Raw genomic sequence first — 23,486 nt, 5'->3', positions numbered from 1 at the left:
AACCGAAAAGTGTACTGCCAAAATCTGATTTAAACCCAGCCCTTTTAATCCACAAATTCCAAAATTAGCGTTATGAAAAAGCCTTTTTCATGTCTTTTATGTTTGATAGCTTGTCTGCTATTGTATCAATTTTCCTGGGGTCAGGGCAAACCTGTAACCATAGAAGGTAATGTATTGGATGCCCAGAAAGCGCCATTGGTAGGCGTTACCATTGCCATCAAGGGCAGGAACAGCGGCACCCAGTCTGACGTGAAAGGCCACTACCGCTTGCAGATCGCAGATCCCGCCAATGCTGTATTAGTATTTACCTTCATCGGTTACACCACACATGAAGAAGCGGTGAAAGGTCGTACAGCCGTGTCCGTTATATTGTCGGAAGACCGCAAAAAACTCGACGAAATCGTTGTAGTTGGTTATGGTCAGCAACGCAAGAAAGACGTGACCGGCGCCATTTCCAGCGTCAACGCGAAGTCTATACAAGACGTTCCGGTTACCAACCCGCAACAGGCCTTGCAAGGGCGCGCGCCCGGCGTAGAAGTCATCAACAATAGTGCAAAACCCGGCGACGAGCCACAGGTACGTATCCGCGGCACCCGCTCCCTCAACGCCGGCAATGATCCACTCTATGTCGTAGATGGCATCCCCTACTCCGGTAGTCTCAACGATATCGGTACCGGCGTCATTCAATCCATGGATATATTAAAAGATGCTTCTGCCACTGCCATCTACGGCTCCAGGGGTGCAAACGGTGTCATACTGATTACCACGCAACGCGGCAAAGAGGGTAAACCCGTGGTTTCCTACAGTGGCTCCTATGGCAGCGTACACCAACTGGGCGAAACAGACATGATGAATGCAAAACGCTTCGTAGACATGCGCAGGGAAGCTAATCGTACCATCGGCAAATATGATGACAGCAACCCAGATGCCTCTGATCAGAAAATCTTCAATTCAACAGAATATGCCAATATAAAAAAAGGCGTGGATGTAGACTGGCAGAAACTCATGATCTCCTCAGGTTACCAAAACAACCAGGCAGTCAATGTTACCGGCGGAACAGAAAACACCAAATACAGCGTAGGGCTGGGCTACTTTAAAGATCAGGGCGTACTTAAACTCCAAAAATACGAACGTTATAATTTCAACATAGCCATCGATCAGCGTATAGGCAAGCGCGTTAGAGTGGGCGCCTCTTTGCTGGGCGCTTACAGCCTGCGCAACGGCGAAACCTACAACGGTATCGACAATGCACTGAAAATGCTTCCCATAGCAGCGCCATACGATGATAAAGGAAAGCTGATTACCTACCCTACCGGCGATAGCCAGCAACCCAATCCCCTGCTGGACTATGTAGATGGCAACCGTGTTGAGCTGATGAAACGTTTGCGTGTATTCACCAGCTTATATGGAGAAGTGGAAATCGTGAACGGATTGAAATACCGCCTCAATGTGGGGCCCGACATTCAATCCTATAACTATGGCCTCTTCCAGGGAAAAAATAATACCAATCTGCTGATAGGTGGCGGCGATGCCACTGCTAGCAAAAACAATGCTTCCGTTATCGCATATACGATCGAAAATCTACTCACCTATAATAAACTGGTGAAAAAACATAATATCGGTGTAACAGGCCTCTATAGCGTACAACGCCAGACCACCGATATGACCGGCGCCAACGTAAGAGGCATTCCGGTAGAATCACAGCAATACTACAACCTCGGCCAGGCACTGAACGTAACAGGACTGAGCAGCAGCTTGAGTCAGTGGACCATCCTTTCGTATATGGGTCGCGTTAACTATGGTTATGATGACCGTTATTTATTAACGCTGACTTTACGTGCTGATGGATCTTCCCGCTTTGCACCCGGCAAAAAATGGGGATACTTCCCTTCTGTAGCTGTAGGTTGGAACATTATGAACGAAGCGCCTTTCAAAGGACAACATACCATGGATAACCTGAAGCTGCGCGCCAGCTACGGTCGTATAGGCAATACCGGTATAGATCCTTATGCTACACAGGGCTCTCTGCAAAGGATTCCATACTCTTTTGGTAATAAAGGCGTACTGGGCTTCGTACCTTCTGATCTCCGTAATCCTAATCTTACCTGGGAAACTACTACCTCTACTGATATAGGACTCGATTTCGGCTTCTTCAACGGCCGTATCAGCGGTGTGATCGAATGGTATAACCAGCGCACCACTGACCTCCTGATGCCGCAAACGTTACCATACAGCAATGGTTTCAACCAGGTATTGATGAACCTGGGCACCAGCCGCAACCGGGGACTGGAAATCGGTATATCCGCTACCGTTATAGATAATCCAAACGGTTTCTCCTGGAAAATGGACGTTAACTATTCCCGCAACCGCTCCGAAATATTATCCCTCGGCGATGGCAGATCAGCGGATATCGGTAATGCCTGGTTTGTAGGCCAGCCTACTTATGTCTACTATGACTTCAAAAAGATCGGCATCTGGCAGGATAAAGACGCCGCATTGGCAGCCAGATATGGCGTAAAACCTGGAGAAATAAGACTGGAAGATGTCAATAAAGACACCATCATCGATGCAAAAAATGACCGCCAGATCCTGGGCTCTCCGCAACCAAAATGGCAGGCTGGAACGACCCAACGATTCTCCTACAAAGGCTTTGAGCTTTCAATAGTAGCGTTTGCCCGTTGGGGTAGTATGATCAAAAGTGATTTCTATGCTAACTACAATACCCTGTTTGGTCGTTATAATAACCTGAACGTAGATTATAACACCCCAGCCAATCCTACAAACGATTTCCCGAGGCCAAATGCCAACCAGGAAAGGCCTAGCAACTACCAATCGCTCAGCTATTTCGACGGCTCTTTCTTCAAGATCCGCAATATTACCCTGGCCTATGCGATGCCGACTAATATCATCCGCAATTGGGGTATGCACGATCTGCGTTTTACCGTAGGCGTTAAGCAACCATTGATACTGGCGCCTTACCGTCAGAAATGGAAAGGCATCGATCCGGAAGATGTGAACGTGATCGGCATCGACGCACCTGCCACCTGGATGCTGCAATTCGGTATTAATGCGAAGTTTTAATCTCTAAAAGAAAATTATTATGAAATATATAATTCCTGCAATTTTGCTGCTGTCGCTGGTTACAGCCTCCTGTAATAAGATGCTGGATGAAAAGGTAGTCTCCAACGCCACGGATGATTTCTATAATACCAAAGCGGGTTTCCTTACAGCGGTAAATGGCTCCTACGTATCTATGCGCAATTTTTATAGTACAGAAAGAGGAATGACGCTGACAGAAACAGGTACCGATATCATCACCAATGGTTCTGATGGCAACTACAAATTTACCAGTCAATATACTTCCCAGCTCGACTCCCGCTACGACCATGTGAGGGAAGTCTGGAACAGCTTCTATCAAACACTTAATACCTGTAATGTGGTCATCTCCCGTGCAGATAAAATCGGTGATCTTGATAGTGCTTCCAAAAAGAAAGGGATTGCAGAGGCTAAGTTTTGTCGTGCACACTATCATTTTATTTTAATGGAGATGTTTGGCGCGATTCCTTTAAGTTTAAAAGAAAATACACAAATACTCCGGGAGGCGCACCGCGACTCTATTCCAGCTGTCTATAACGCTGTTATCAGCGACCTGCTGGATGCAGAAAAAGATCTTCCTGAAACACAAACCGATTGGGGCCGCGCCACCAAACCAGCTGTAGAACATTTGCTGGCAAGGGTATACCTCACCAGGGCTTCTTCAGGGGCAGCACAGCCTACAGACTATGCAAACGCCGCTAAGTATGCGGACATGGTCATCAAAAACTACGGATTCAGATTACTGGATGATCCCGGGCAGGTATGGGCGCAAGGCAAAGAAAACAACAGCGAAACTATCTGGGCCGCACAGTATACTACTGATCCACTCTATGGCTATCCAGACAATAACGCCTGTCGCTTTTTCCTGATGCAATATGATGTATTAGCCGGTATGAAGCGCGATCTACCCAATGGCACGCCCTGGAAGCGTTTCAGACCAACGCGCTTCCTATTGGACACGTTGTATAAAGATCGTATACACGATACGCGTTATGAGAAATTCTTCACTACGGTGTGGTATACCAATGCACCTACTACTACACTAAACCTGGGCGACACCGCTGTTTACATGCCTGGTTATGATGTATCTGCAGCAGTTATTGCCAGCAAAAAATACCTGATGGTACCACCAAGATTATATACAGAGAAATTATATCCATCGCTGAATAAGTTTGCTGATGCGCTGCGTCCTGATAACCAGGCTTCAGGTGTACGGCCATTTATCTCTTTCCGTCTGGCAGAGGCTTACCTGATAGAGGCAGAAGCAATGCTGATGCAGGGCAATGCGCAGGCTGCCGCTGATCTGGTAAATGTGGTGCGCTTGAGAGCCGCACGTGTAGGCCCTACAGACGCTGACACACAGGCTAATCGTACCGCCATGTTGGTAGGTCCCGGCGATATGAATATAGATTTCCTCCTTGATGAAAGAGGCCGTGAATTGGTAGGAGAAGAAATGCGCTGGTTTGATCTCGTACGCACGCACAAACTCATTGACAGAGTACGTGCCCACAACGACGAAGCCCGCGCCAATATTAAACCGACACATGTACTACGTCCTATTCCACAGGACCAGATCGATAGATCAGTGAACGAGTTCCTGCAAAATCCAGGCTATTGATAGATATTATTTTAATGCTATCAGAAATGAAAAGCGGCTGTATCATAGATACAGCCGCTTTTTTGTTATTGCTCCACTGTCCAAACCGCCAGTTCATAACCATCGGGGTCTGCGAAGTGGAAACGCCTACCACCTGGGAACTTGAATACATCTTTTACAATGGTGCCGCCAGCCGCTGCTACCTTGTCTCTGGTAGCGTCAAGGTCGTCGGAATACAGCACTACCAATATAGTGCCTTTCACTGGCTTACCGGGCATAAAGCCGCCGTCCACATAATCTCCTCCAAATGCCGTATAGTCGGGACCGTAGTCAACGAACTTCCAGCCAAAAGCACTGGAATAAAATTTCTTGGCGCGATCGAGGTTTTCAGAAAGAAACTCGATATACTGCACCTGATGGTGTTTGTATTTACCATTGGGCGGTGTGGATGACATAAGATATTATTTTTGTGAAGATATAGAAAGCAGGAGATGTAAAAGTCGATAAGACCCTTAATTTCAAGTTAAAAAAGTTCGAACGCTATCCTTTGGTATTTTTTTGAAGCCGAGGATGAGTCTGATTATTTTGCCTGCATTGCCACGATCTGCCTGACCATGAATTTTGAGTCTGGCTTTTAAATTCATAATTTTTGTAAAACAAGAATTCGCGTTACCTTTTATAAACAAACCCTTCTTTTGATTCCATTCCAATAAAAAATATTTCAAACTCTTTATGTAACCTTGATAAATTCGGCAGTTGCGAAACCGCGTACAGCAAAGCTTCTTGCTGCACAGGAAAAATTTCGTACCAGCATTTCCGTTGGGTGTAAAATTCAAAATTCTTTGGTATGGAAGGATGCTGAATGCTTGCCACTTTGGGAAACGCGTATTTATCCGGTTCATCATAATTACGTGAAATGTTATTGCTATCAGGAAGCTTGTCTCGCTTGGTTAACTTCCCTTGCGCTGCTTTCTGGTGGTAACGCTTTTCCAGGACTCCCAATAACTGCTGTCTGTATTTTTCGTTAGTTACTACATCATCAAAGGAAATACTGGTTTCCCGGTTATAAATATTGGTAGCAATGCAACAGGTATATAACTCAGTAGTTTGTTTTTCAATTTCGTGAAAAGCAAGATCAATTACTTGTTTCAGCTCATTTGCATAACTTACTTTATCGAATTGTTCGAGATATGGTATAATATCCTCAGGATATAAGCGGCCGTTAAACAATTGCATCATCCAGTCTTTTGGGTTATTGAACAAGGTAAAGATATTGTATAAAGTTACATACCCCAAATACGATATTCCACCCTGCTTTTAAGTAATTTTGGGGAGATAAAAAATGCTTGTCAATTTTCCGGTTGTCTGGCGCACAGGGTAGCCCTACTTTTGTGGAAGAACATTAAATGATTGCATATGGAACTGAGTTTTGACCGAATGTACCAGGCTTCCATCGAGAAGGACGCTACCTTTGAGGGCGTATTTTTTACGGCGGTAAAAACGACCGGTATTTTCTGCCGTCCTTCCTGCCATGCCCGTAAGCCCAAACCGGAGAACATTGAATTTTTTGCTACCTCCAAAGAATGCATATTAAAAGGTTACCGGCCCTGTAAGGTATGTCAGCCGCTGGAAAAGCTAAACCAGACACCAGAAGAAATACACCTGATATTGGAGGAGCTTTCTGCCAACCCTGGCCTGAAATTCAAAGATGCAGACCTTCTGAAAAGAGGCATAGAGCCACACCATATAAGGCGTTGGTTCCTTAAAAATCATGGTATCACTTTTCATGCCTACCAGCGTATGTTCCGTATCAATGCTGCTTTCAAAAAGATACAACAAGGCGACTCAGTTACGGAAGCCGCTTACGAGGCAGGCTTCGAATCTCTCAGCGGCTTTGGTGACTCTTTTAAAAACATCTTCGGCGTTTCTCCGAAAAAAAGTAAAGCACAGCGGGTCGTAGATCTCAAACGCCTGGAAACACCACTGGGTACCATGTATGCCTGCGCTGTTGAAGAAGGCATCTGCCTGCTCGAATTCACCGACAGAAAAATGCTGGAAACAGAATTTCTGTATCTCGCCCGCCATCTCAATGCCACTATTGTGCAGGGCGACAACCCACACTTCAAAACACTGGAAGCCGAGCTTCAGCGCTATTTCGAAGGAAGCCTTAAAACGTTTACGGTGCCTTTGTTTACGCCAGGGTCCAGCTTTCAGCAGGCAGTCTGGAATGCCCTGCAACAAGTACCTTATGGCGCAACACAAACATACAAGGGCCAGGCCGTTATCCTCGGTAAGCCAGATGCGATAAGAGCCGTAGCCAATGCTAACGGCATGAACAAAATCGCTATCCTCATTCCTTGCCATCGCATCATTGGTAGTGATGGCACGCTAACCGGCTACGGTGGCGGTGTCTGGCGCAAACAATGGCTGCTGGACTTTGAAAAGGCTAACGCCTAAGACTACACGTTTTCACCTTTTACATTTATTTTATGGAATACACTGCCACCACTATCAACAAGTGGTACGCGCTGCTTATTATCCTAACGGCGCCACTATTATACGTAATAGATATCTTCATCATCAACATTGCCATTCCTACCATCAAAAGCAGCTTACATGCTACGGATGGCGAAGTACAACTAGTCATAGCCGCTTATCTTCTGGGAAGCGCCTGTTTCCTGATCACTGGCGGCAGAGCCGGGGATTATCTCGGCAAAAAGAAAGTCTTTTATTGGGGCATGGGCTGGTTTACGCTAACCTCCTGCTTATGCGGCCTTTGCCAGACGCCAACGCAGCTGAATATTGCCCGCTTCCTGCAGGGTGTCAGCTCTGCATTCATGGTCACCCAATCCATATCCCTGATACAAGTATTGTTCCCGGTAGCCAAAGAAAGGGCCAAAGCCATTGGCTGGTATGGCATCACGCTAAGCATAGCCGCCATCATCGGGCAAATGCTAGGTGGTTATCTCGCAGAAACAAATTTTATTATTGCAGGATGGAGACTAATATTCTTCATCAACCTCCCTGTGGGCATCATAGCCATGTGGGCCATCCGTCACTATCTTCGGGAAACGGAAATCACCAAAGCCATACAATTCGATTATACCGGTGCTATCCTGCTCACCATCGCATTGGGCTGCATGATCTATTCCATCACCGAAGGGCGCGAACAACACTGGCCCATATGGAGTTTCCTGCTGCTGGTCATATCCTTTGTTTTGCTGATCATCTTCCTATATCTACAAAAACAAAAAATGATTAACAAGAAAGGGCCGCTGATCAATCTTCAATTGTTTAAGCAACCAGCGTTTAATATCGGGCTATTGGCCGTACTCTTCCACTTTATGCTGCATACAGCCTATCTGCTGATGATGGCCGTATACCTCCAAAATGGATTAGGACTCAGTGCCCTTGCCTGCGGCGCATGTTTCATCCCACATGCTTTGCTGTTTATGTTATCTTCCGTGGTGGCCTCCAGGTTGCTGGTAACTTATGGTAAGCGGGTTTTGCAGGCAGGACTAAGCATCATTTTGCTGGCTTTCCTCTTGCAGATTTTTATGGGCAACACAAATCAGCCAGTATGGACGGTGATATTTATTGCGGTATATGGGCTGGGAAATGGACTGGTATTGCCTTTCCTGTTAAATATTGTGCTGGATAATGTGCCTGTAGAAGATGCTGGCGCAGCATCGGGGATATTTTCCACCTTCCAGCAGATGGCTTCCGGGCTGGGTATCAGCATTATCGGCGGGATATTCTTTGCAGTGCTGGAGGCCAGACAGCAACCGCAGTTATACAGCACTGCATTGCGTTACGGACTCATGGCCGGTACTTGTTGTCTATTTATTGTAGCGCTGATGTTGTATTGGTTGCCGGGGAAGTCGGCCAGGGAAGAGCAACCACAGGTAATGCATGCTTAATGGAAAATCTGCCAAAACTTCTTTGCTATTCCGTATTTTTACTGTCTATAACGTAGTATATGTCCCAAACCGTCCTGGTACTCGGCGCCAATTCCGATGTAGCAAAAGAAGCCATCCTGTTGTATTTAGAAAAAGGATATCATGTAATTGCCGCCTCCCGCAGCACCACAGAGATAGCCGCCTTTATGGAAGCCAGGATGGTGACTGCAAATCAGCTTACCATCAGTTATTTCGATGCCACCGCTTTTGAAACACACGAAAAATTCTACGCAGGATTACCCGCAAAACCAAATATCGTCGTATATGCAGCTGGGTTTCAGGTCACCAATGACCAGGCGCTGGTAGACTGGCAAGGCAGCTACCGCATGATGCAGGTACATTATGCCGGCGCGGTATCTATTATTAACCTGATAGTGAATGATCGTGAAAATGATCAGCTGGAAAGGATCATTGGATTGTCGTCGCTATCAGGCGTGAGAGGCCGCAAGAGCAACTTTATCTATGGCAGTACCAAGGCGGCTTTCACGCAGTACCTCGCCGGACTCCGACAATACTTATTTCCCCGCAAGATTACCGTAAATGTGATCGTGGCTGGATATATACGTAGTAAGATGACCGCAGGACTAAACCTTCCGGAATCGTTGTTGATGGAGCCAGCTTTTATTGCACGGGCCATCGTCAATGCCGGTAATGGCTTCACTATCGTACCAGGCATCAAATGGAAATTTATTCATCAGGTATTGAAATATATGCCCGAAAAGCTGGCAGCAAGGTTACCATAATCATTACGTGTAATCATCTGCGTTATTAGCGCTTAAATGCGGGCTGATGGGAGTTTTCATTCAGGCATGTACGTTATAGGTGCGATAAAATAGAATTCCCGCCGTATACTTTTTTTGAGCTAGCGGCATTATCCTATTGAAAGTCAAGCCAAAGCGCCATGTCGGGTTTTTCTAACAGTCGGTTAGCCCCGACTTTAGGTTTTATTTAACGCTCCCCGATCCGATAGTTGCCTAATTTCATCCCGCTAATTTATGCTCTTTCATTATCCTAAGCACACCCGCTATGAAAAAAGCTATACTCATTTTTGCTATTGCTTTGATCGCGCAATCCTTGCAGGCGCAATCAGATACGGAGAAGCTGGACGAAGTATTGCAGGCCGCAACGAATGCGCATCTGTTCAATGGTGTAGCGCTGGTAGCGCGGCACGACAGCATCCTACTATTCAAAGGTTACGGATGGCGGAACTACGAAGAAAAAATACCGCACGACACTAATTCTGTATTCCAGATCGGTTCGGTTACCAAACCATTTACCGCAACGCTTATACTATGGCTGCAGGAACAGCATAAATTAAGTCTGGAAGACAAGCTTAGTAAGTATTTCCCGAAATACCGGTATGCAGATAAGATCACCATTAAAAATCTGATTACACATACCTCAGGCATCTACAACTTCACAGATCAATTTTATTTAAGTAACCTCGCGGACAAGCCTTTCCATCAAAAGGATTTCTGGAAAATAGTTGGTGATAAACCTTTGTTATTTTCACCGGATGCCATGTTTAGCTATAGTAATTCCAATTACATGATATTGGGTTATATTATAGAGCAGGTTTCGGGGAAATCATATGAGCAGATGATGCGCGAAGTTATCTTTGATAAAGCCGGGATGACACATTCCGGTTTCGATTATGCGCATTTATCGAGTCCGTATAAATCAGTAGGATATGACACGCTGGATCTGGAAAACCCGCAGCGAGCAAGGCGGAGCGACTCCAGCGCCACTTATGCGGCAGGTGCGATTTATACTACTGCAGGCGATTTATTCCGCTTTAACTTAGCGCTGTATAACCATAAAATTCTCAGCCAGGCTTCTATGGACGAGGCTTTCACGCCATACAGAGGTAATTATGGTTATGGATGGTATATTGAAAATCCGCCAGGCATGAAGTTCATGGCGCATAACGGTGGTATCTGGGGGTTCCAGGCGCATTTTAAACGCATTCCGCAAGATCATGTATGTATTATTTTGCTGCGCAACGAAATGCTGGGATTTGAAGATTATGCCATTAGTTTACATCGAATAGCTTATCATGATCCTAACTATTATATTCCAAGGAAATCCGTCACCATACCGGCAGACAGTCTCCAATCCTATATTGGCGAGTTTCAGTTGAAAGACAAGCCTGCATTTAAAGCATCCGTTACTGTTAGAGATGGTAGCTTGTTCCTTGCCTGGAGTAATTTCCAGCCAGAGAAAATTTATGCGGAGAAACGGGACCAGTTCTTCTTTAAATCATACAATAGCCAGATAGAATATACACGCGACGAACAAGGAAAGATAAATGGCTTTATTGCCCATAATAAAGAACAGGATTATCCATATGTAAAAACCAGGTAACGATAAGTCACCTGGAGCTATAACCGTCCTTCTGAGGAGCTTACGGTTTCAGGTGATTTATTTAATAGCTACCCCCATCTCCAATCAAATCATTTTTGAACCACTATTCCACCAGAACTTTACGTACGTCAAATTGAGCCTATCTTGCAAAGAATGTCTAACTGAAAATTGTTAATTTCATACAGGTAGTACCAGCAAAATAATTATCAACCTAAATAAATGGCATATCAGTTATGATAAAAAGCAACGTGCCTGTTCTATTCTTCCTATTCTCATTGTTTTTTTTGTGCGTTGGCGCCAATACGCTTTTAGCCCAGGACCAGCCATCCGTAAAGGATTCCATCTACTCTATCATCTTACGGGAACAAAGAAAAATAGAAATCGTTTTACCTAAAGGGTTTGATCCTGCCAAGTACGAAAAATATGAGGTGCTTTATTGCCTGGAAGGCGTTGCAACCTTTGCGCGTATGGAGTATAACTTTTTATCTTCAGAAGGTTTCATTCCCAATTTGATACTGGTAGGAATATCAAACACCATAAAGAATGGGGTAGATATGCGCGACAGGGATTTCACGCCTACACACACCTATGGTGAAACTGGTGGCGCGGATAAGTTTCTTGGGTTTCTGAAACTTGAATTATTACCGTATATACAACACCGTTATCCTGTGAAAGATAGTGGTCATACCCTTTATGGCGGATCACTCAGTGGTTTGTTTGTAGTATATTCCTTTCTCAAAGAACCCGACCTCTTCACTTCCTACATAGCGGTGGAGCCAAGTTTATGGTGGGATAACTTTTATGTACCAAAATCTGCAGATCAGCTGTTGGCAAAATTTGGTCAGCAGCAACATACATTATGGCTGGCAGGCCGTGATGGCAGCCCTTTTCATTATATGGGTGTTGCGGCTATGGATTCTGTGTTAGCAGCAAATAAATTACCCGGACTAGTTTGGGCGCGACAGCTCTATCCTAATGAAACGCACTACTCTACACAATTTAAAGGACTCTGGGACGGCCTGAAATTTTCTTATGGTGGCTTCTACGCCTCGAAAGGAGGTTATATCACTTCCAGGCGTATCGTTATAAAACCGCAACGGGGGCTGATTGTAAAGGATAAACCTTTTGATCTTATCTGTTATAATCTGGCTGATAGTCCGTATATACGATATACCACTGATGGTACTGCACCAACATTCTCCTCTCCTTCTTTAACGGGAGAAAAGACAAGAATTTCATTAGATAAAAATACGCTGCTCAAGCTTACCTCTTTTTCTGCACGGCCGGAATATAAAAAGGAAGATAGCGCGGAATTTGAGGCTGGTCAAGTGATACAGCCGGTTGCTATTACCAAAAACATGAAACCCGGCGGTCTTGCATACAACTACTATGAAGGTGATTGGACTACTATGCCTGCTGTTGGAAAGCTAACGCCTAAGCACTACGGCGTGGCGAGTGATACCTTTGATTTATCTAAATTTCCTGTGGAAACGGGGTATGTGTTGGCGATGCAAGGCTACATCAAAATTCCGCAGCCAGGATATTATATTTTTGAGATGGGTGGTAAGAATTTCAGGTGTTTGCTGAATGGCAAACTTATTTTAGGTGATCATATTATTCCTGGTATTGGTGAATCCTATATGGTACCGCTGAATGAAGGTTTTTATGCACTGCGTGTAGAATATTTGCATACCAAGGGAAGTGATGGCCCACAACCATTATATTTGAAACCAGGAGCTGAAGAGGATTTCCCGGTTCCTGCGAAGATGTTGTATCGCCTTGAATAGAAGAAAATTAAGGAGTAGTTGAATCAAAAAAAATAGCGACATCCTCCATCAGATGCCGCTATTTGGTTTACACATAATCAACAGCACGGGTTGGGGCTACCCTGCCGATATCCCACCATCAATTGCCAGCGCAGCGCCGGTAATCATCTTGGAATTATCTGCTATCAGGAAGCCAATGAAAGGAATGATATCATCTACGGTGGATACTCTGCCTAAAGGCATGGCTGCCGCGATCTTTTCCAGCATGCCCGGTGTTTTGCTGACATCCGACAACCATTGCTCAGTGGCCAGCGCACTAATCACCACCGCATTAACTCTTACCTGGCTGGAAGCATATTCCAGGGCTGCTGCTTTGGTTAATCCGATGACACCATGTTTGGCCGCTACATAAGCCGCAATACCTTTTCCAACACCTTTTACGCCCGCAGTGCTGGCGGTATTGACGATGCTGCCTCCAGTAGCTTTCATTGCCTGTAATTCATATTTCATCGCATAAAAAGTACCCGTAAGATTGACATTGATGGTATTGTTAAATTGTTCGGCGGTGGTGGTAGCCACTGGCCCAAAATACAGGTTGGCACCGGCATTGTTGAATGCCGCATCCAGGCGGCCGTATTGCTTAATGGTGGCATCCACCATATCAGCTACCTGCTTTTCTTCCGTGACATCCGCCTGTATAAAGGTGGCCTCTCCGCCATTAGCGCGGATATCTGCTTGTACTGCCTCGCCTTCTTTTATTCTGCGGCCGCAGAAAACGATCTTTGCCCCAAGTGCTGCAAAACTCCTGGCGGTGGCCGCACCTAATCCGGAGGTAGCGCCGGTGATAAGAATTACCTTGTCTTTCATGAAAGAGAATTTATGACCTGTTTTTTGTAAGGGTGAAACCAGTGGCTATTAACCATATATATGAACCGAAACGTGCAATAGGCAAGAGTATCATGAGCGGTGCGAATATCAGGCTCAGGGTAGATAGTTCCGCGATCGCTGCCAGCACAAGGCCCAGCCATGCTACCCATTTGGGTGTGTAGCCACCAAACAGACTCGGTACCGCGATGCCTGCCATTAATAACCCCAACGCCACAACGTGCGCAACACCGCCTGTTGCAAAGCCTAGTAACTGGACGGCATGCATGGTGGAGAGATTATCTATCACGCCAGCCTGACATAATACCCAGGTACATAAACTGGACAGCATCATTAGCAGCGAAGCGCCTATCCCGCCGAATAACGCAATACTAACACCGGTAACATTAACGCCCAGGAAACTTAATCTGCTTGTTACTGCGGCGGTAAATAAGCCCAGTGGCACTGCAGCGCCAAACTGCATCAACGCATTGATTCGGGTGACTGCCGTGAAGGTTTGCAGGCGTTGCTGTGCTTCTACTAATGGAACGAATGGATTAGGAAATCCTTTGCCGGCGGTGAGTATTCCGAGTAAGAGCAAACTGCCCGCAAATAAGGATACATGCACGATAGCAAGGATGCCCGGATGCGGTCCCCGATGCTTGTCGAAGGGCGCATATACAGAAGCTGAAGACATATAAAGGGTTTAAAGTGAAAAAACATTAACTTACTAATCTAGTTTATACCATAAACTAAAAAGACAAAAAAAATTGAACTATAGATGAAGGTACTTTTTGATATCCTCTACATACTTTTCAAAAGCTTTATTGCCTTTATCGGTGAGCTTACAAAGGGTTTGCGGGTAATTGCCTTTAAAGGTTTTAATGACTTCGATATACTTTACCTCACTCAGTTTTTTGATTTGCTGACTCAAATTTCCCTGGGTAGTTTGGGTTACTTCCATGAGGTAATTAAAATCTGCCTGTTTCACTTTCACTAATACCGATACGATCGCCAGGCGCACTGGTGTGTTCAGAACCGGATCTAAGCCATTGTACATTTCCTTTATGCTGTTTTTGAATACTTAAGTAAATATCCTGGTACGAGGTAACCACCGATTACGGCAATTCCCTGCAACAAGGGTTTATAGGCATCGCTGACGAGTACACTGCCAACAGCCAGCAGCAAAAATAATATTCCTCCGGCAATTAATGGCTTATAACGCATCACCAGTCCGGATACCAGTGTACCAATGCCTCCCAGCAGCATCGTATGTGTAAAGGGTAATTGTTTCATCAGTAAACTAATCGCTACTACTACCAGGAAACAAATGCCAATCGTTAGCCACAATTGTTTCAAGAACCAATTCAACCAGGTTTCAGTACCCGAATGCATACGTCTGAAATATAGTATTGTCCATATAACCCCCATCGCCACAAACACCGGGAATGGCAGGAAATAAAAGGCTGTACCTGTATATTGATGCAGTATATAAAAGAATATACTGGCAGCAGCAATCAGCCAGCCCCAAAGCAAGAAGCAGGCGCTCATTGCCTTTATATTATTCCTCGTTTTGGAGATGGTATCGGTGATGATACGGAGACTTTGCTCCGCATCAAGCCTCATTTCATTCGCTTCCATTAATTAGCTTTTAGCATTTGCTTACAAATATAAATGTAGTTTACAGTATAAACCAAATATTTTTATAATAGCTACCATGGCTAATTACCGGATACAATTCAGAAAAACACCTGATTACTGCTTACTTTCAGCGCTCCGTATTATTTTTCCTTCTTATGCTGTTTGGCCTGCGCATATTTATCTACGCGTTGCTGCTGTTCCTTTGTGAGTCGCGCCAGCTTTTCCTCTCCCAGTGTGGCAGTCAGCAGCTCATCGATGGATTTGTTTTTAGCATTGGAGAAAAGCTCCTGGTGCTGCGTTTCTGTGTCTTTCAGAATATTGATGATGACTTGCTTGTCTTTAGATTCAATACCATCATATAACAACATCGTAGGTTTATATAAAAGCGGATATACTTTCGCCAGAATTTTTTCACCAGCTTTTGTCAGCGATACCAGCCTGGCCCGTTTATCATTAGGGTCGGGTCTTTCCGCGATATAGCCCAGTTTTTTCAATTTGTTGAGCATATCAATGCCGGTCGTTTGTTCGGTGAAGTTGTATTGTATCACCTGCGATTTATTAACTTCTTTTAATTGATAGATGGTATTCAGAAAATAAAACCATTCCAGCTCAAAGCCAGGAAGCTCCGCCAGCGCCATCTTTGAATAAGCTGTTTGCATAGCTCCCAATCGGCCTATCAACTTGGCAAACACCGTATCCAGATCCGGCGGCGTAATACCGCTGAATAGCTGACTGTTGTTTTCTTTCGCTAAAAAATACATACAAAATTCTACGGCGGATGCCGCAGTATGCTTCTTTGTATATGCCTCCCAGGCTGTTATTAATTTCACCAGTTCACTCATAATTGTATCGGATTCGTCATAAATATAGCTATAAAGCAAGGAAAAAGTTTGATTTATCAATTTATCAGTTATTTTTACATCGGATTCGATATTTATTTAAATAAAATATTACGATTTCGATACTAATAAAAATGCAATCATGATAGATAATGTAACAACAGGTTATCTCACCAGGGCTGAAATATGGCTATTTATCACTACCCTCACCTACTTCCTGATGAATGGCGCTCAGGTATTTGAGACATTGGTTTTTGTACCCAGATGGACAAACGATGCACCACACAACTTCAAGCTATTGCTGGATGGCCACGGCGCCAGCCTGAAGAATTTCTGGATCGTTTTCCATGCTGTTCATGAAGTAACCTTCCTGCTTGCCATCATTTTTTGCTGGAAAATAGCATTGGTACGCAACTGGCTCCTGATTTTATTTACGGCCCATGTTGCCGTAAGAGTATGGACCCTGGCCTATTTTGCCCCTAACATCATCGACTTTCAACAAATAGCAACCATGCCTGCAGCAAGTGATAACCTTGCCGCCCGGACGGCCCGCTGGCAAACGCTGAACTATATACGTGTCGCCATTTTCATAGCCATCTCTTTTGGCCTGATACCCTTATGCATAAAGGTTTTGCAATTGCGGCCCTAAGTTGCCATACAACGCTAATAAAAGGATCAGCGCTATCTCGTGCTGATCCTTATGTTTTTTTACATAGATGCCATTTACGTATAACCGTAAAGGTGATCCTCTTCCTATATTTCCTTTTTACAAGATTTTTAAAAATAAATTTGCGAAACTGATTGGTTGCGCATATATTTGCAATCAAATGGTTTCATATTTGGTGACAACAAGAAAATAAGGAGCGTAATGAGGAGAGACATATTTCAGGCGATCGCTGACCCCACAAGACGTGCTATCATAGCCTTGATAGCCTTGCAAGCTATGACCCCTAATGCCATCGCTGAGCATTTTGATACGTCGCGCCAGGCTATTTCGAAGCACCTGAAAATATTGACCGAATGCGAACTGGTAAAACAGGAGCAGCAAGGAAGGGAGATATATTATCTACTTGAAGTAGACAAAATGAAAGAAATAGATAAATGGCTGGAACAATTCCGGAAAATTTGGGAAAGCCGATTCCTACAACTCGATCAACTTTTAGCAACAATAAAAAAGAATCCGAATGAAAAGTAGTCTAATGTTCGACTTCATCCCAGACAAGAAAAATAATAAGCTCACCATCAGACGTGAGTTCATGGCCGGCAGACAATTGGTGTGGGATTGCTACACTAAATCGGAGCTGTTGGATCAATGGTTTGCCCCTGCCCCACTGACCACCAAAACCAAATCCATGAACTTCAGCGAAGGTGGCCACTGGCACTATGCTATGATAGAACCTAACGGCACCGAATACTGGGGATACACCGAATATCATACTATCAAACCTGTAGATTACTATACATCTTCTGATGCTTTTAGCAACGAAGCCGGCGACATCAACGAAGCGCTGCCACGTGCAGAATGGCATGTATCCTTCCGCGACAAAGGTGAACATGCAGTAGTAGAAATCATTGTTTCCTATAAATCCCTGGCCGACCTGGAACAGGTTGTTCAGATGGGCATGGAAGCCGGTCTGACCGCCACTCTGGAGAAACTCGACCTGCTCCTGGAAAAACTCACCAAAAAATAAATCATTCGCTAATCATATCTATATATCGCTATCATGAGTAACAAAATCAATATCTCCACCACGGTTAATGCAGATGCTAAAAAAACCTGGGATTACTATAATCAACCGGAACACATTACTAAATGGAACTTTGCAGATCCTTCCTGGCATTGCCCTTCCGCTTCTAATGATCTGAAAACCGGCGGAAAATACGCAGCCAGAATGGAAGCGAAAGACGGCAGCTTCGGATTCGAATTTGAAGCCATCTATGATGAAGTAATTGACGGTAAAGCGTTCACCTACTCCATGGCTGATGGCAGACAAGTAACAGTAGCGTTTCATCCTAACGGTAGTCAAACCGACATAAATATTGCCTTCGATCCGGAAACTGAAAACCCGGTGGAAATGCAAAAGGCAGGATGGCAAGCTATCCTGGACAACTTCCAGCGCTACGTTGCTGCTAACTAATATCTGCTTTTTTATTGAACCAATATAACAGAAACCTGCTACGGGCGCAGGTTTCTGTTTTTTATACCTACCCTTCGCCATTCAGCAGGCACTCACTTTTATGTTGCATCAATTACGTTTATTATATTGGCATTACATCACCAACCATAAAAAACAGTTATGAAAAAAGTTATCGCCGTACTAACACTGTTTGTACTGCCTTTCATCGCCAATGCACAAATCCTTGACCCAGTAAAATGGGATTTCTCTGCAAAAAAAATTAATGCCAATACCTACGAACTTCACATGAAGGCCAACATGGAAGCAGGATGGCACGTATATGCCCAGGATTGTGGCGAAGGCCCTATACCCACTACATTCACCTTGACAAACAACCCACTGGTAAAACTGGTAGGAAAAGTGAAGGAAAATGGAAAACTCCAAAAAACATTCGACAAGAATTATAAGACAGAAATGAAGTATTATGAAAATCATGCAGACTTTGTACAGACCGTTACCCTGAAAGGAAAAGGTACCACCAAAGTAAAAGGCAAAGTGGAATTCATGGCCTGCGATGATCACCAATGCCTGCCTGGTAAAGAAGTAACCTTCGCTATTGTTGTCGGCAGATAAATAATAATGATTTTCCATCTTTACTTAGTAGAGATGGAAAATCATTATCTGGATAAGTTGCCTATACTTTATACTATCTGCAAGTCAATTTGTTGAAGAATTCATTTGCTCACAAAATAATTTCTATCGTAATTTCCATACAAAACCTATATCATGATAAGGCACCTGAAACACTTACCTGTTATAGCTTTGATCCTGCTGCAACCACTTAGCGGTCAGGCACAGAAAATCCACTTCCCTGAGCTGACATATAATGGCAAGAATCTGAATGAATTAATTGTACATCGTAAAGACCGCAGCAGCATACGCCCTAATGACTGCGTGATAAATATGGTCATGTCGCTGGACTTAAAAGATATAGACAGTACAACAGTAGAAGGCAAGGTGAAAGATCTTGAGTATGGCGACCCCGTATATTTCGCCGCTATTAAAATTACTCGAATGGATGGTAGTATTGTTACTATTCAAGCGGATGCAACTGGCAGATTTATTGTCAGGAGAGGTTCTCCTGTCAAGGAAATTCTGCTGATGCAGGTTGGCTACGCCAAAGTGCGGATAAAAGCAAGCGGTAATAAATTATTTTGATGCTCTTGTGAGCTTTAACAGTATCTTATCCATTCCATCACTGTATCTCCATTCCATATGATCATTGTCGATATAGTTTACTGCGGCAAAAATAGGTTCCTTACGATGGAATATTAAGAGCTTGATCGTATCCTTCCTTGAATTAAGAAAATATTCCCCGTTCTGCGCTCTCTTTTCTTCCACTACATAAGGATTTGGAGAACAGGTAATCCGTCTGTAATTTTCTATATAGATGTTTTTCCAGCTGGTACTATCTGTCAGCCATGCAGCGGCCGGGATTTGCTGCTCATTCTTTGTAGCCTGCATTACTTCCCATTTTCCAGCTATCTGTTGCTTATTCGTCACAAAATTCGCAACATAAATGGCAAAAGCCAGACTGCTGCCAATGATCAAGACTCGTACCATGGTCTTGATACCCACTCCAGCGGACAAAGGTTTTAAGAAAGAGGTAGCAACAATTGGCAGTAAAACATGCCAATGCAATACCAGCAAGTAAAGCAAGGCGGCAGTAAAAAAGATCGCATTCCTTGTTGCTGCCAAAGGGATATCATAACATAGATCTATCAACACTATATTTATCAGGACAGGCAACAGTAATACTACCGCCAGTAAAGTAGTACGTCGGAATAGCAATAGGATCGACCCTCCTATTTGAATGATGGCTACCGCACAACTGAAGAGATAAGAATACCCAAAATAATTCCAGGTAAGTCCGTACCCCGACAAATGACTCACAATACTATCGTTTCTTACAAACGACTCCCCAAATTGATTATGAAAAATTTTCCCGAAGCCATAACCACTTATCTCTAACGCCAACCAATATCGGATGATTGCAATAAACCACGTATAATACTGGTCCATAAGTGTGTTTTTCGTCTTTTCTTTCCATTGCCAGTAAATGGGAAAAGCAACAGCAAAAACGATCCCTACCAGCAGCAATAAAGGAAATAGGTATTTATAGATCGTACTGTTTAAGGTGAAGCCAGGTATTAATGACAGCCTGAAAAACACAACCGAGGAATAACTATTTACAATGGCGATGGCTACAAAAACAGTCGCAATTAATTTGGACCAATAGGAGCGCTTGATGGCATCAGGATTCATAACGGGGTAATTTCATATTTAATTTAAAGAAAAAAAATAAATAAGCCATCAACTTTCCTTGTGTGATTTGTCACTAACCATGGATACCACTGCCATACAGCAATTTACGGCTAAGCATCTCAAGAACCGCATCTGGACCACGCAGCTTATTGAGGATGATATGCTGATTTCGTTTCTGTATAAAATTGCCCGCAACCAGGCGATGAGTTTGCCTTCCGGAGAAAAACTACCGATGTATATCAAACATCTTTTTATACAGGCGGCAGGACTGGAAGCACAATATGCAGCGTTGTACAATAACAGCAGTATGGATGAAGTGGAGGCTTTAGAACGTAGTATACTGCTCAATGAAACGCAAAGCAATACTTTTCTGCAACTACTAACGGAGAGGTATACACTGTTCCGGCAAGTTCAAGTAAAAAAAGACTAATGCTACAATGGCCTGTTTCTAGTCTTTGACAGGCCACTTTGCGTAATACGCAATCACTTTATATTCGCCATCAATTTTTCCAAAAACAAAAGCAAAAAAGGTTTCTGCATGGTTATTTTTTTCAGGGTACTGCTCATATACTTCGTAGAGATGTGAGTTTTTATCTGTGACACGGCGCAGCGTTTTGTAATAATCCTCCGGTGTATCCTGATCAATTTCCTGTAAATTATCCTCTCCGGCGTTGGGAATAAGGTGGCGAACATCCTGGTGGAAGATGCTGGGGTAATACTGTTTGAACTCCTGCAGACTTACAAGTCCGCCGGGCTTATCTACTATGCCCGCTTTCACATCGTCGTTGGTCCATTGCATAGCAGTTTGCAAAGGGAAACGCAGGTATTTACGGATGGTATCCGGATTGTTGGTTTTTACTGCCTGCTGGAATTCTTTCAGGACTATACGAAATTGTTTTTCATCTGTGCTGGTGTCTGTATTGCTTTTTTCTTTTGGGGTGATGCTATCGGGCTGCGCTGGCAATGAGGTGCCGGGTAACTGCTGTTTGGTTTCAGTTGGATGATTACCACAAGCGCTGAGTATACACAAGGCCAATACCATGCAAGATCCTGGTATAGTAAAGGTTCGGTTTTTCATACCATTGAAATTAACGCAGATTCTGCAATAAAAAATCAATTATCTGCACCAGGGGATAAAAAATCTTATCTATCTACATAAAAAAACACCTGCACGATGGCAGGTGTTTCATAACAACTAAACCTTTTATTTCAACAACAACTTCTTTGCATTATCAGAAGCACAAATCAAGGCGCCAGCCATCATCATAATATCTTTCAGCACCATCCGGCCAGAACCTGCCAGGTATGGGAATCCATGCGCCTGCGTTGGAAAATCGCCGCCAAGGTCTGGCACATAAACCTCCGGTGTGGTAATCAGAAATGAAAGCGTTACCAGCGCCATGATAAACGTAAGCAGGCCGCCTAGGATACCTATACGGGGTAGCCAGATGCCCAGCAGTACCAGTGTACCAATAGATACAATTACAATCCCCAGGAACCAGGAAAATGCATAGGTACCATTGGTTTTATGCCATTCGATATTTTTAGCGACTTCTTTGCCTTCAGGGTTTTTATATTGCGTATAGTCGTTGGGGTGATGATAGAAGAAAGACATCACCGGGCTATTGGCCACAAAAGGAACGATACCATCTGCTTCGTAGTGGAAGGCTTTCAGGCCGCCTATCCAGGCCATTACAATGAAGATAGCCACCCGCATGAAGTTGATAAACCTGGGCTGAAGGCCCGCTAACCATATAATCAGCATTTTCATATACAGAACTTTTAGTCTGATACAAAAGTACTACCCCTTCCTTCCTTGTAAAATGGACGGATATGGACATTACATGGACGAATATGCCACCTCTGAGATACCTACTTTTTTACGGAAAGATTGTGGGGATTCCTTCACGGCCTTTTTGAAGTAGCGGCTGAAATAATATTCATCGGAGAATTCAAGCCGGAAGGCAATTTCTTTGATGCTGAGCTGCGTCAGGTGTAAGAGTTTCTTTGCTTCTAAAATAATACGTTCCTGTATCAGCTGGGAAGGTGTTTTGCCAAAGTAGCCGATAGATTTCTTGCTGAGTGCATTGGGTGTCATGGCTAGTAAATCAGCGTATTCAGCGGGCTTGTGCAGTTGGAGGAAGTGTTTATCCAGCAACTTACGGAAAGCTTCCATTTTAGCATCTTTGCGGCCTGCAGAAGCGACCTCCTTTTCTTCTCTGATTTTATGGGTGCTGCTTTTTGCCAGCACCAGTTGCAGATAGGCGCGTAATACGATGTCTGAAGGTGTTTTGTTGTCAAACTCCGCTGCCATCTGATCAAATATCTGTTTAAAAGAACTATGGAAAACAGTGGTAAGATTTATGGCGGGATCTTTATAAATATTATTAAACAGCAGGCCATTACAGGCTACTTCGTCGTGATGGGCTTCTATGCAATAGAAATCGCTGTGGAACTGTATCAGCGACCAGGAAATTGGGCCACTGCTTTTTATTTGTACCGCTTGTAGCGGCGTTGCAAATAATATGGCGGGGCCTTCGAAGTGACAGGTCGCGAAATCCGCCTGCCAGGCTCCGCTGCCTTCATGGACCAATAATACCAGGTATTCCGGTAATCGTTTAGATCTTGGGAAAGGGTTCTTTTCTCCCGAAGAGATTTCCAATAAGCAATGCCCCGATAAGGCCATCAGTTTCTTCATCTGTATTTAGCTGAATGATAAAGATAGATGAAATATGCGTTCATGGCACTTCTACAGCTGTTGCAAAATATTTTCTCTTTCGAGATAGAAATCAGCCCAAGCAACTTTGCATTGGTAGCCACGATAATCGTAATGCCCACATTTCCTTTATTTTCTGCCGACGCCACAGATCGCAAGAAATTATAATTACTTTTAGGCCCGTTATTCTCCGATCTAAGAT

The 23,486-nt window shown here is 44.0% G+C and carries 26 protein-coding genes; 15 read left to right on the top strand and 11 right to left on the bottom strand.

What is annotated here, in order from left to right; genetic code table 11:
* Nucleotides 1-72 precede the first annotated feature (72 nt).
* Nucleotides 73-3,081 (top strand): SusC/RagA family TonB-linked outer membrane protein, encoded by a 3,009-nt coding sequence (locus tag ACE38W_RS15880; RefSeq protein WP_375832230.1) that lies wholly within the window; start codon nt 73-75, stop codon nt 3,079-3,081.
* Nucleotides 3,082-3,100: 19 nt separating this feature from the next.
* Nucleotides 3,101-4,714: a RagB/SusD family nutrient uptake outer membrane protein gene (locus ACE38W_RS15875; RefSeq protein WP_375832229.1), complete on the top strand. Its 1,614-nt coding sequence runs from the start codon at nt 3,101-3,103 to the stop codon at nt 4,712-4,714.
* Nucleotides 4,715-4,779: 65 nt separating this feature from the next.
* Here ACE38W_RS15875 and ACE38W_RS15870 read toward each other — a convergent pair whose 3' ends face one another.
* On the bottom strand, nt 4,780-5,148 hold the full coding sequence (locus ACE38W_RS15870; protein ID WP_375832228.1) for a VOC family protein: 369 nt from the start codon (nt 5,146-5,148) through the stop codon (nt 4,780-4,782).
* A 214-nt stretch (nt 5,149-5,362) separates the two neighbouring features.
* Nucleotides 5,363-5,956 carry a hypothetical protein gene (locus tag ACE38W_RS15865; protein ID WP_375832227.1) on the bottom strand — a complete coding sequence of 198 codons (594 nt, stop codon included), beginning with the start codon at nt 5,954-5,956 and terminating at the stop codon, nt 5,363-5,365.
* A 153-nt stretch (nt 5,957-6,109) separates the two neighbouring features.
* Between ACE38W_RS15865 and ACE38W_RS15860 the strand changes: the two genes are divergently transcribed.
* From ACE38W_RS15860 to ACE38W_RS15840, 5 genes are all read left to right on the top strand, one after another.
* Nucleotides 6,110-7,150 (top strand): bifunctional transcriptional activator/DNA repair enzyme AdaA, encoded by a 1,041-nt coding sequence (locus ACE38W_RS15860; protein WP_375832226.1) that lies wholly within the window; start codon nt 6,110-6,112, stop codon nt 7,148-7,150.
* A gap of 32 nt (nt 7,151-7,182) precedes the next feature.
* Complete coding sequence (locus tag ACE38W_RS15855) at nt 7,183-8,613, top strand: MFS transporter (RefSeq protein ID WP_375832225.1); 1,431 nt, start codon at nt 7,183-7,185, stop codon at nt 8,611-8,613.
* A gap of 59 nt (nt 8,614-8,672) precedes the next feature.
* Nucleotides 8,673-9,395, top strand: coding sequence for an SDR family NAD(P)-dependent oxidoreductase (locus ACE38W_RS15850; RefSeq protein WP_375832224.1), 723 nt, complete (start codon nt 8,673-8,675; stop codon nt 9,393-9,395).
* A gap of 283 nt (nt 9,396-9,678) precedes the next feature.
* Complete coding sequence (locus ACE38W_RS15845; RefSeq protein WP_375832223.1) at nt 9,679-11,016, top strand: serine hydrolase domain-containing protein; 1,338 nt, start codon at nt 9,679-9,681, stop codon at nt 11,014-11,016.
* Nucleotides 11,017-11,249: 233 nt separating this feature from the next.
* Nucleotides 11,250-12,803, top strand: a complete 1,554-nt coding sequence (locus ACE38W_RS15840) for an alpha/beta hydrolase-fold protein (protein ID WP_375832222.1) — start codon at nt 11,250-11,252, stop codon at nt 12,801-12,803.
* Between the two features lie 96 nt (nt 12,804-12,899).
* Here the strand turns inward: ACE38W_RS15840 and ACE38W_RS15835 are convergent, their stop codons facing one another.
* The 5 genes from ACE38W_RS15835 to ACE38W_RS15815 form a co-directional block, all read right to left on the bottom strand.
* A complete protein-coding gene (locus ACE38W_RS15835; RefSeq protein ID WP_375832221.1) occupies nt 12,900-13,649 on the bottom strand; it encodes an SDR family NAD(P)-dependent oxidoreductase in 750 nt (249 codons plus the stop codon).
* A gap of 10 nt (nt 13,650-13,659) precedes the next feature.
* Nucleotides 13,660-14,343, bottom strand: coding sequence for a hypothetical protein (locus ACE38W_RS15830; protein WP_375832220.1), 684 nt, complete (start codon nt 14,341-14,343; stop codon nt 13,660-13,662).
* Nucleotides 14,344-14,421: 78 nt separating this feature from the next.
* On the bottom strand, nt 14,422-14,706 hold the full coding sequence (locus ACE38W_RS15825; RefSeq protein ID WP_375832219.1) for a winged helix-turn-helix domain-containing protein: 285 nt from the start codon (nt 14,704-14,706) through the stop codon (nt 14,422-14,424).
* A gap of 5 nt (nt 14,707-14,711) precedes the next feature.
* Nucleotides 14,712-15,287: a hypothetical protein gene (locus ACE38W_RS15820; protein WP_375832218.1), complete on the bottom strand. Its 576-nt coding sequence runs from the start codon at nt 15,285-15,287 to the stop codon at nt 14,712-14,714.
* A gap of 140 nt (nt 15,288-15,427) precedes the next feature.
* Entirely contained in the window at nt 15,428-16,129 is a 702-nt protein-coding gene (locus ACE38W_RS15815; protein ID WP_375832217.1) for a MarR family winged helix-turn-helix transcriptional regulator, read from the bottom strand.
* A gap of 139 nt (nt 16,130-16,268) precedes the next feature.
* Between ACE38W_RS15815 and ACE38W_RS15810 the strand changes: the two genes are divergently transcribed.
* The 6 genes from ACE38W_RS15810 (at nt 16,269) to ACE38W_RS15785 (ending at nt 19,461) form a co-directional block, all read left to right on the top strand.
* Nucleotides 16,269-16,775 (top strand): transposase, encoded by a 507-nt coding sequence (locus ACE38W_RS15810; RefSeq protein ID WP_375832216.1) that lies wholly within the window; start codon nt 16,269-16,271, stop codon nt 16,773-16,775.
* Nucleotides 16,776-16,994: 219 nt separating this feature from the next.
* A complete protein-coding gene (locus ACE38W_RS15805; protein ID WP_375832215.1) occupies nt 16,995-17,321 on the top strand; it encodes an ArsR/SmtB family transcription factor in 327 nt (108 codons plus the stop codon).
* The gene (locus ACE38W_RS15800; protein ID WP_375832214.1) at nt 17,311-17,817 is read left to right on the top strand and encodes an SRPBCC domain-containing protein; all 507 of its coding nucleotides are present in this window, start codon (nt 17,311-17,313) and stop codon (nt 17,815-17,817) included. Before ACE38W_RS15805 ends, ACE38W_RS15800 begins: the two co-directional genes overlap by 11 nt.
* A 33-nt stretch (nt 17,818-17,850) precedes the next feature.
* The gene (locus ACE38W_RS15795; protein WP_375832213.1) at nt 17,851-18,264 is read left to right on the top strand and encodes an SRPBCC family protein; all 414 of its coding nucleotides are present in this window, start codon (nt 17,851-17,853) and stop codon (nt 18,262-18,264) included.
* 159 nt (nt 18,265-18,423) lie between these two features.
* Nucleotides 18,424-18,876 carry a protein-disulfide reductase DsbD domain-containing protein gene (locus ACE38W_RS15790; RefSeq protein ID WP_375832212.1) on the top strand — a complete coding sequence of 151 codons (453 nt, stop codon included), beginning with the start codon at nt 18,424-18,426 and terminating at the stop codon, nt 18,874-18,876.
* Between the two features lie 153 nt (nt 18,877-19,029).
* Nucleotides 19,030-19,461, top strand: coding sequence for a hypothetical protein (locus ACE38W_RS15785; protein WP_375832211.1), 432 nt, complete (start codon nt 19,030-19,032; stop codon nt 19,459-19,461).
* Here ACE38W_RS15785 and ACE38W_RS15780 read toward each other — a convergent pair.
* Entirely contained in the window at nt 19,453-20,568 is a 1,116-nt protein-coding gene (locus ACE38W_RS15780) for a hypothetical protein (RefSeq protein ID WP_375832210.1), read from the bottom strand. The genes ACE38W_RS15785 and ACE38W_RS15780 overlap by 9 nt on opposite strands.
* Nucleotides 20,569-20,647: 79 nt before the next feature.
* On the opposite strand from ACE38W_RS15780, the gene ACE38W_RS15775 reads away from it, so the two are divergent.
* Nucleotides 20,648-20,998, top strand: coding sequence for a hypothetical protein (locus ACE38W_RS15775; RefSeq protein WP_375832209.1), 351 nt, complete (start codon nt 20,648-20,650; stop codon nt 20,996-20,998).
* An 18-nt stretch (nt 20,999-21,016) separates the two neighbouring features.
* Here ACE38W_RS15775 and ACE38W_RS15770 read toward each other — a convergent pair whose 3' ends face one another.
* The 3 genes from ACE38W_RS15770 to ACE38W_RS15760 all read right to left on the bottom strand — a co-directional run bounded on the left by ACE38W_RS15770 (nt 21,017) and on the right by ACE38W_RS15760 (nt 23,266).
* Nucleotides 21,017-21,646 carry a hypothetical protein gene (locus tag ACE38W_RS15770; RefSeq protein WP_375832208.1) on the bottom strand — a complete coding sequence of 210 codons (630 nt, stop codon included), beginning with the start codon at nt 21,644-21,646 and terminating at the stop codon, nt 21,017-21,019.
* Between the two features lie 126 nt (nt 21,647-21,772).
* A complete protein-coding gene (locus ACE38W_RS15765) occupies nt 21,773-22,339 on the bottom strand; it encodes a DUF417 family protein (RefSeq protein WP_375832207.1) in 567 nt (188 codons plus the stop codon).
* Between the two features lie 69 nt (nt 22,340-22,408).
* Nucleotides 22,409-23,266 (bottom strand): helix-turn-helix domain-containing protein, encoded by an 858-nt coding sequence (locus ACE38W_RS15760; RefSeq protein ID WP_375832206.1) that lies wholly within the window; start codon nt 23,264-23,266, stop codon nt 22,409-22,411.
* A gap of 42 nt (nt 23,267-23,308) precedes the next feature.
* Between ACE38W_RS15760 and ACE38W_RS15755 the strand changes: the two genes are divergently transcribed.
* Nucleotides 23,309-23,452 (top strand): hypothetical protein, encoded by a 144-nt coding sequence (locus ACE38W_RS15755; RefSeq protein WP_375832205.1) that lies wholly within the window; start codon nt 23,309-23,311, stop codon nt 23,450-23,452.
* The last annotated feature ends 34 nt before the right edge of the window (nt 23,453-23,486 follow it).

The organism is Chitinophaga sp. Hz27 (assembly GCF_042263525.1).
Classification (GTDB): domain Bacteria; phylum Bacteroidota; class Bacteroidia; order Chitinophagales; family Chitinophagaceae; genus Chitinophaga.
This window is presented reverse-complemented; position numbering and strand designations above follow the sequence as displayed.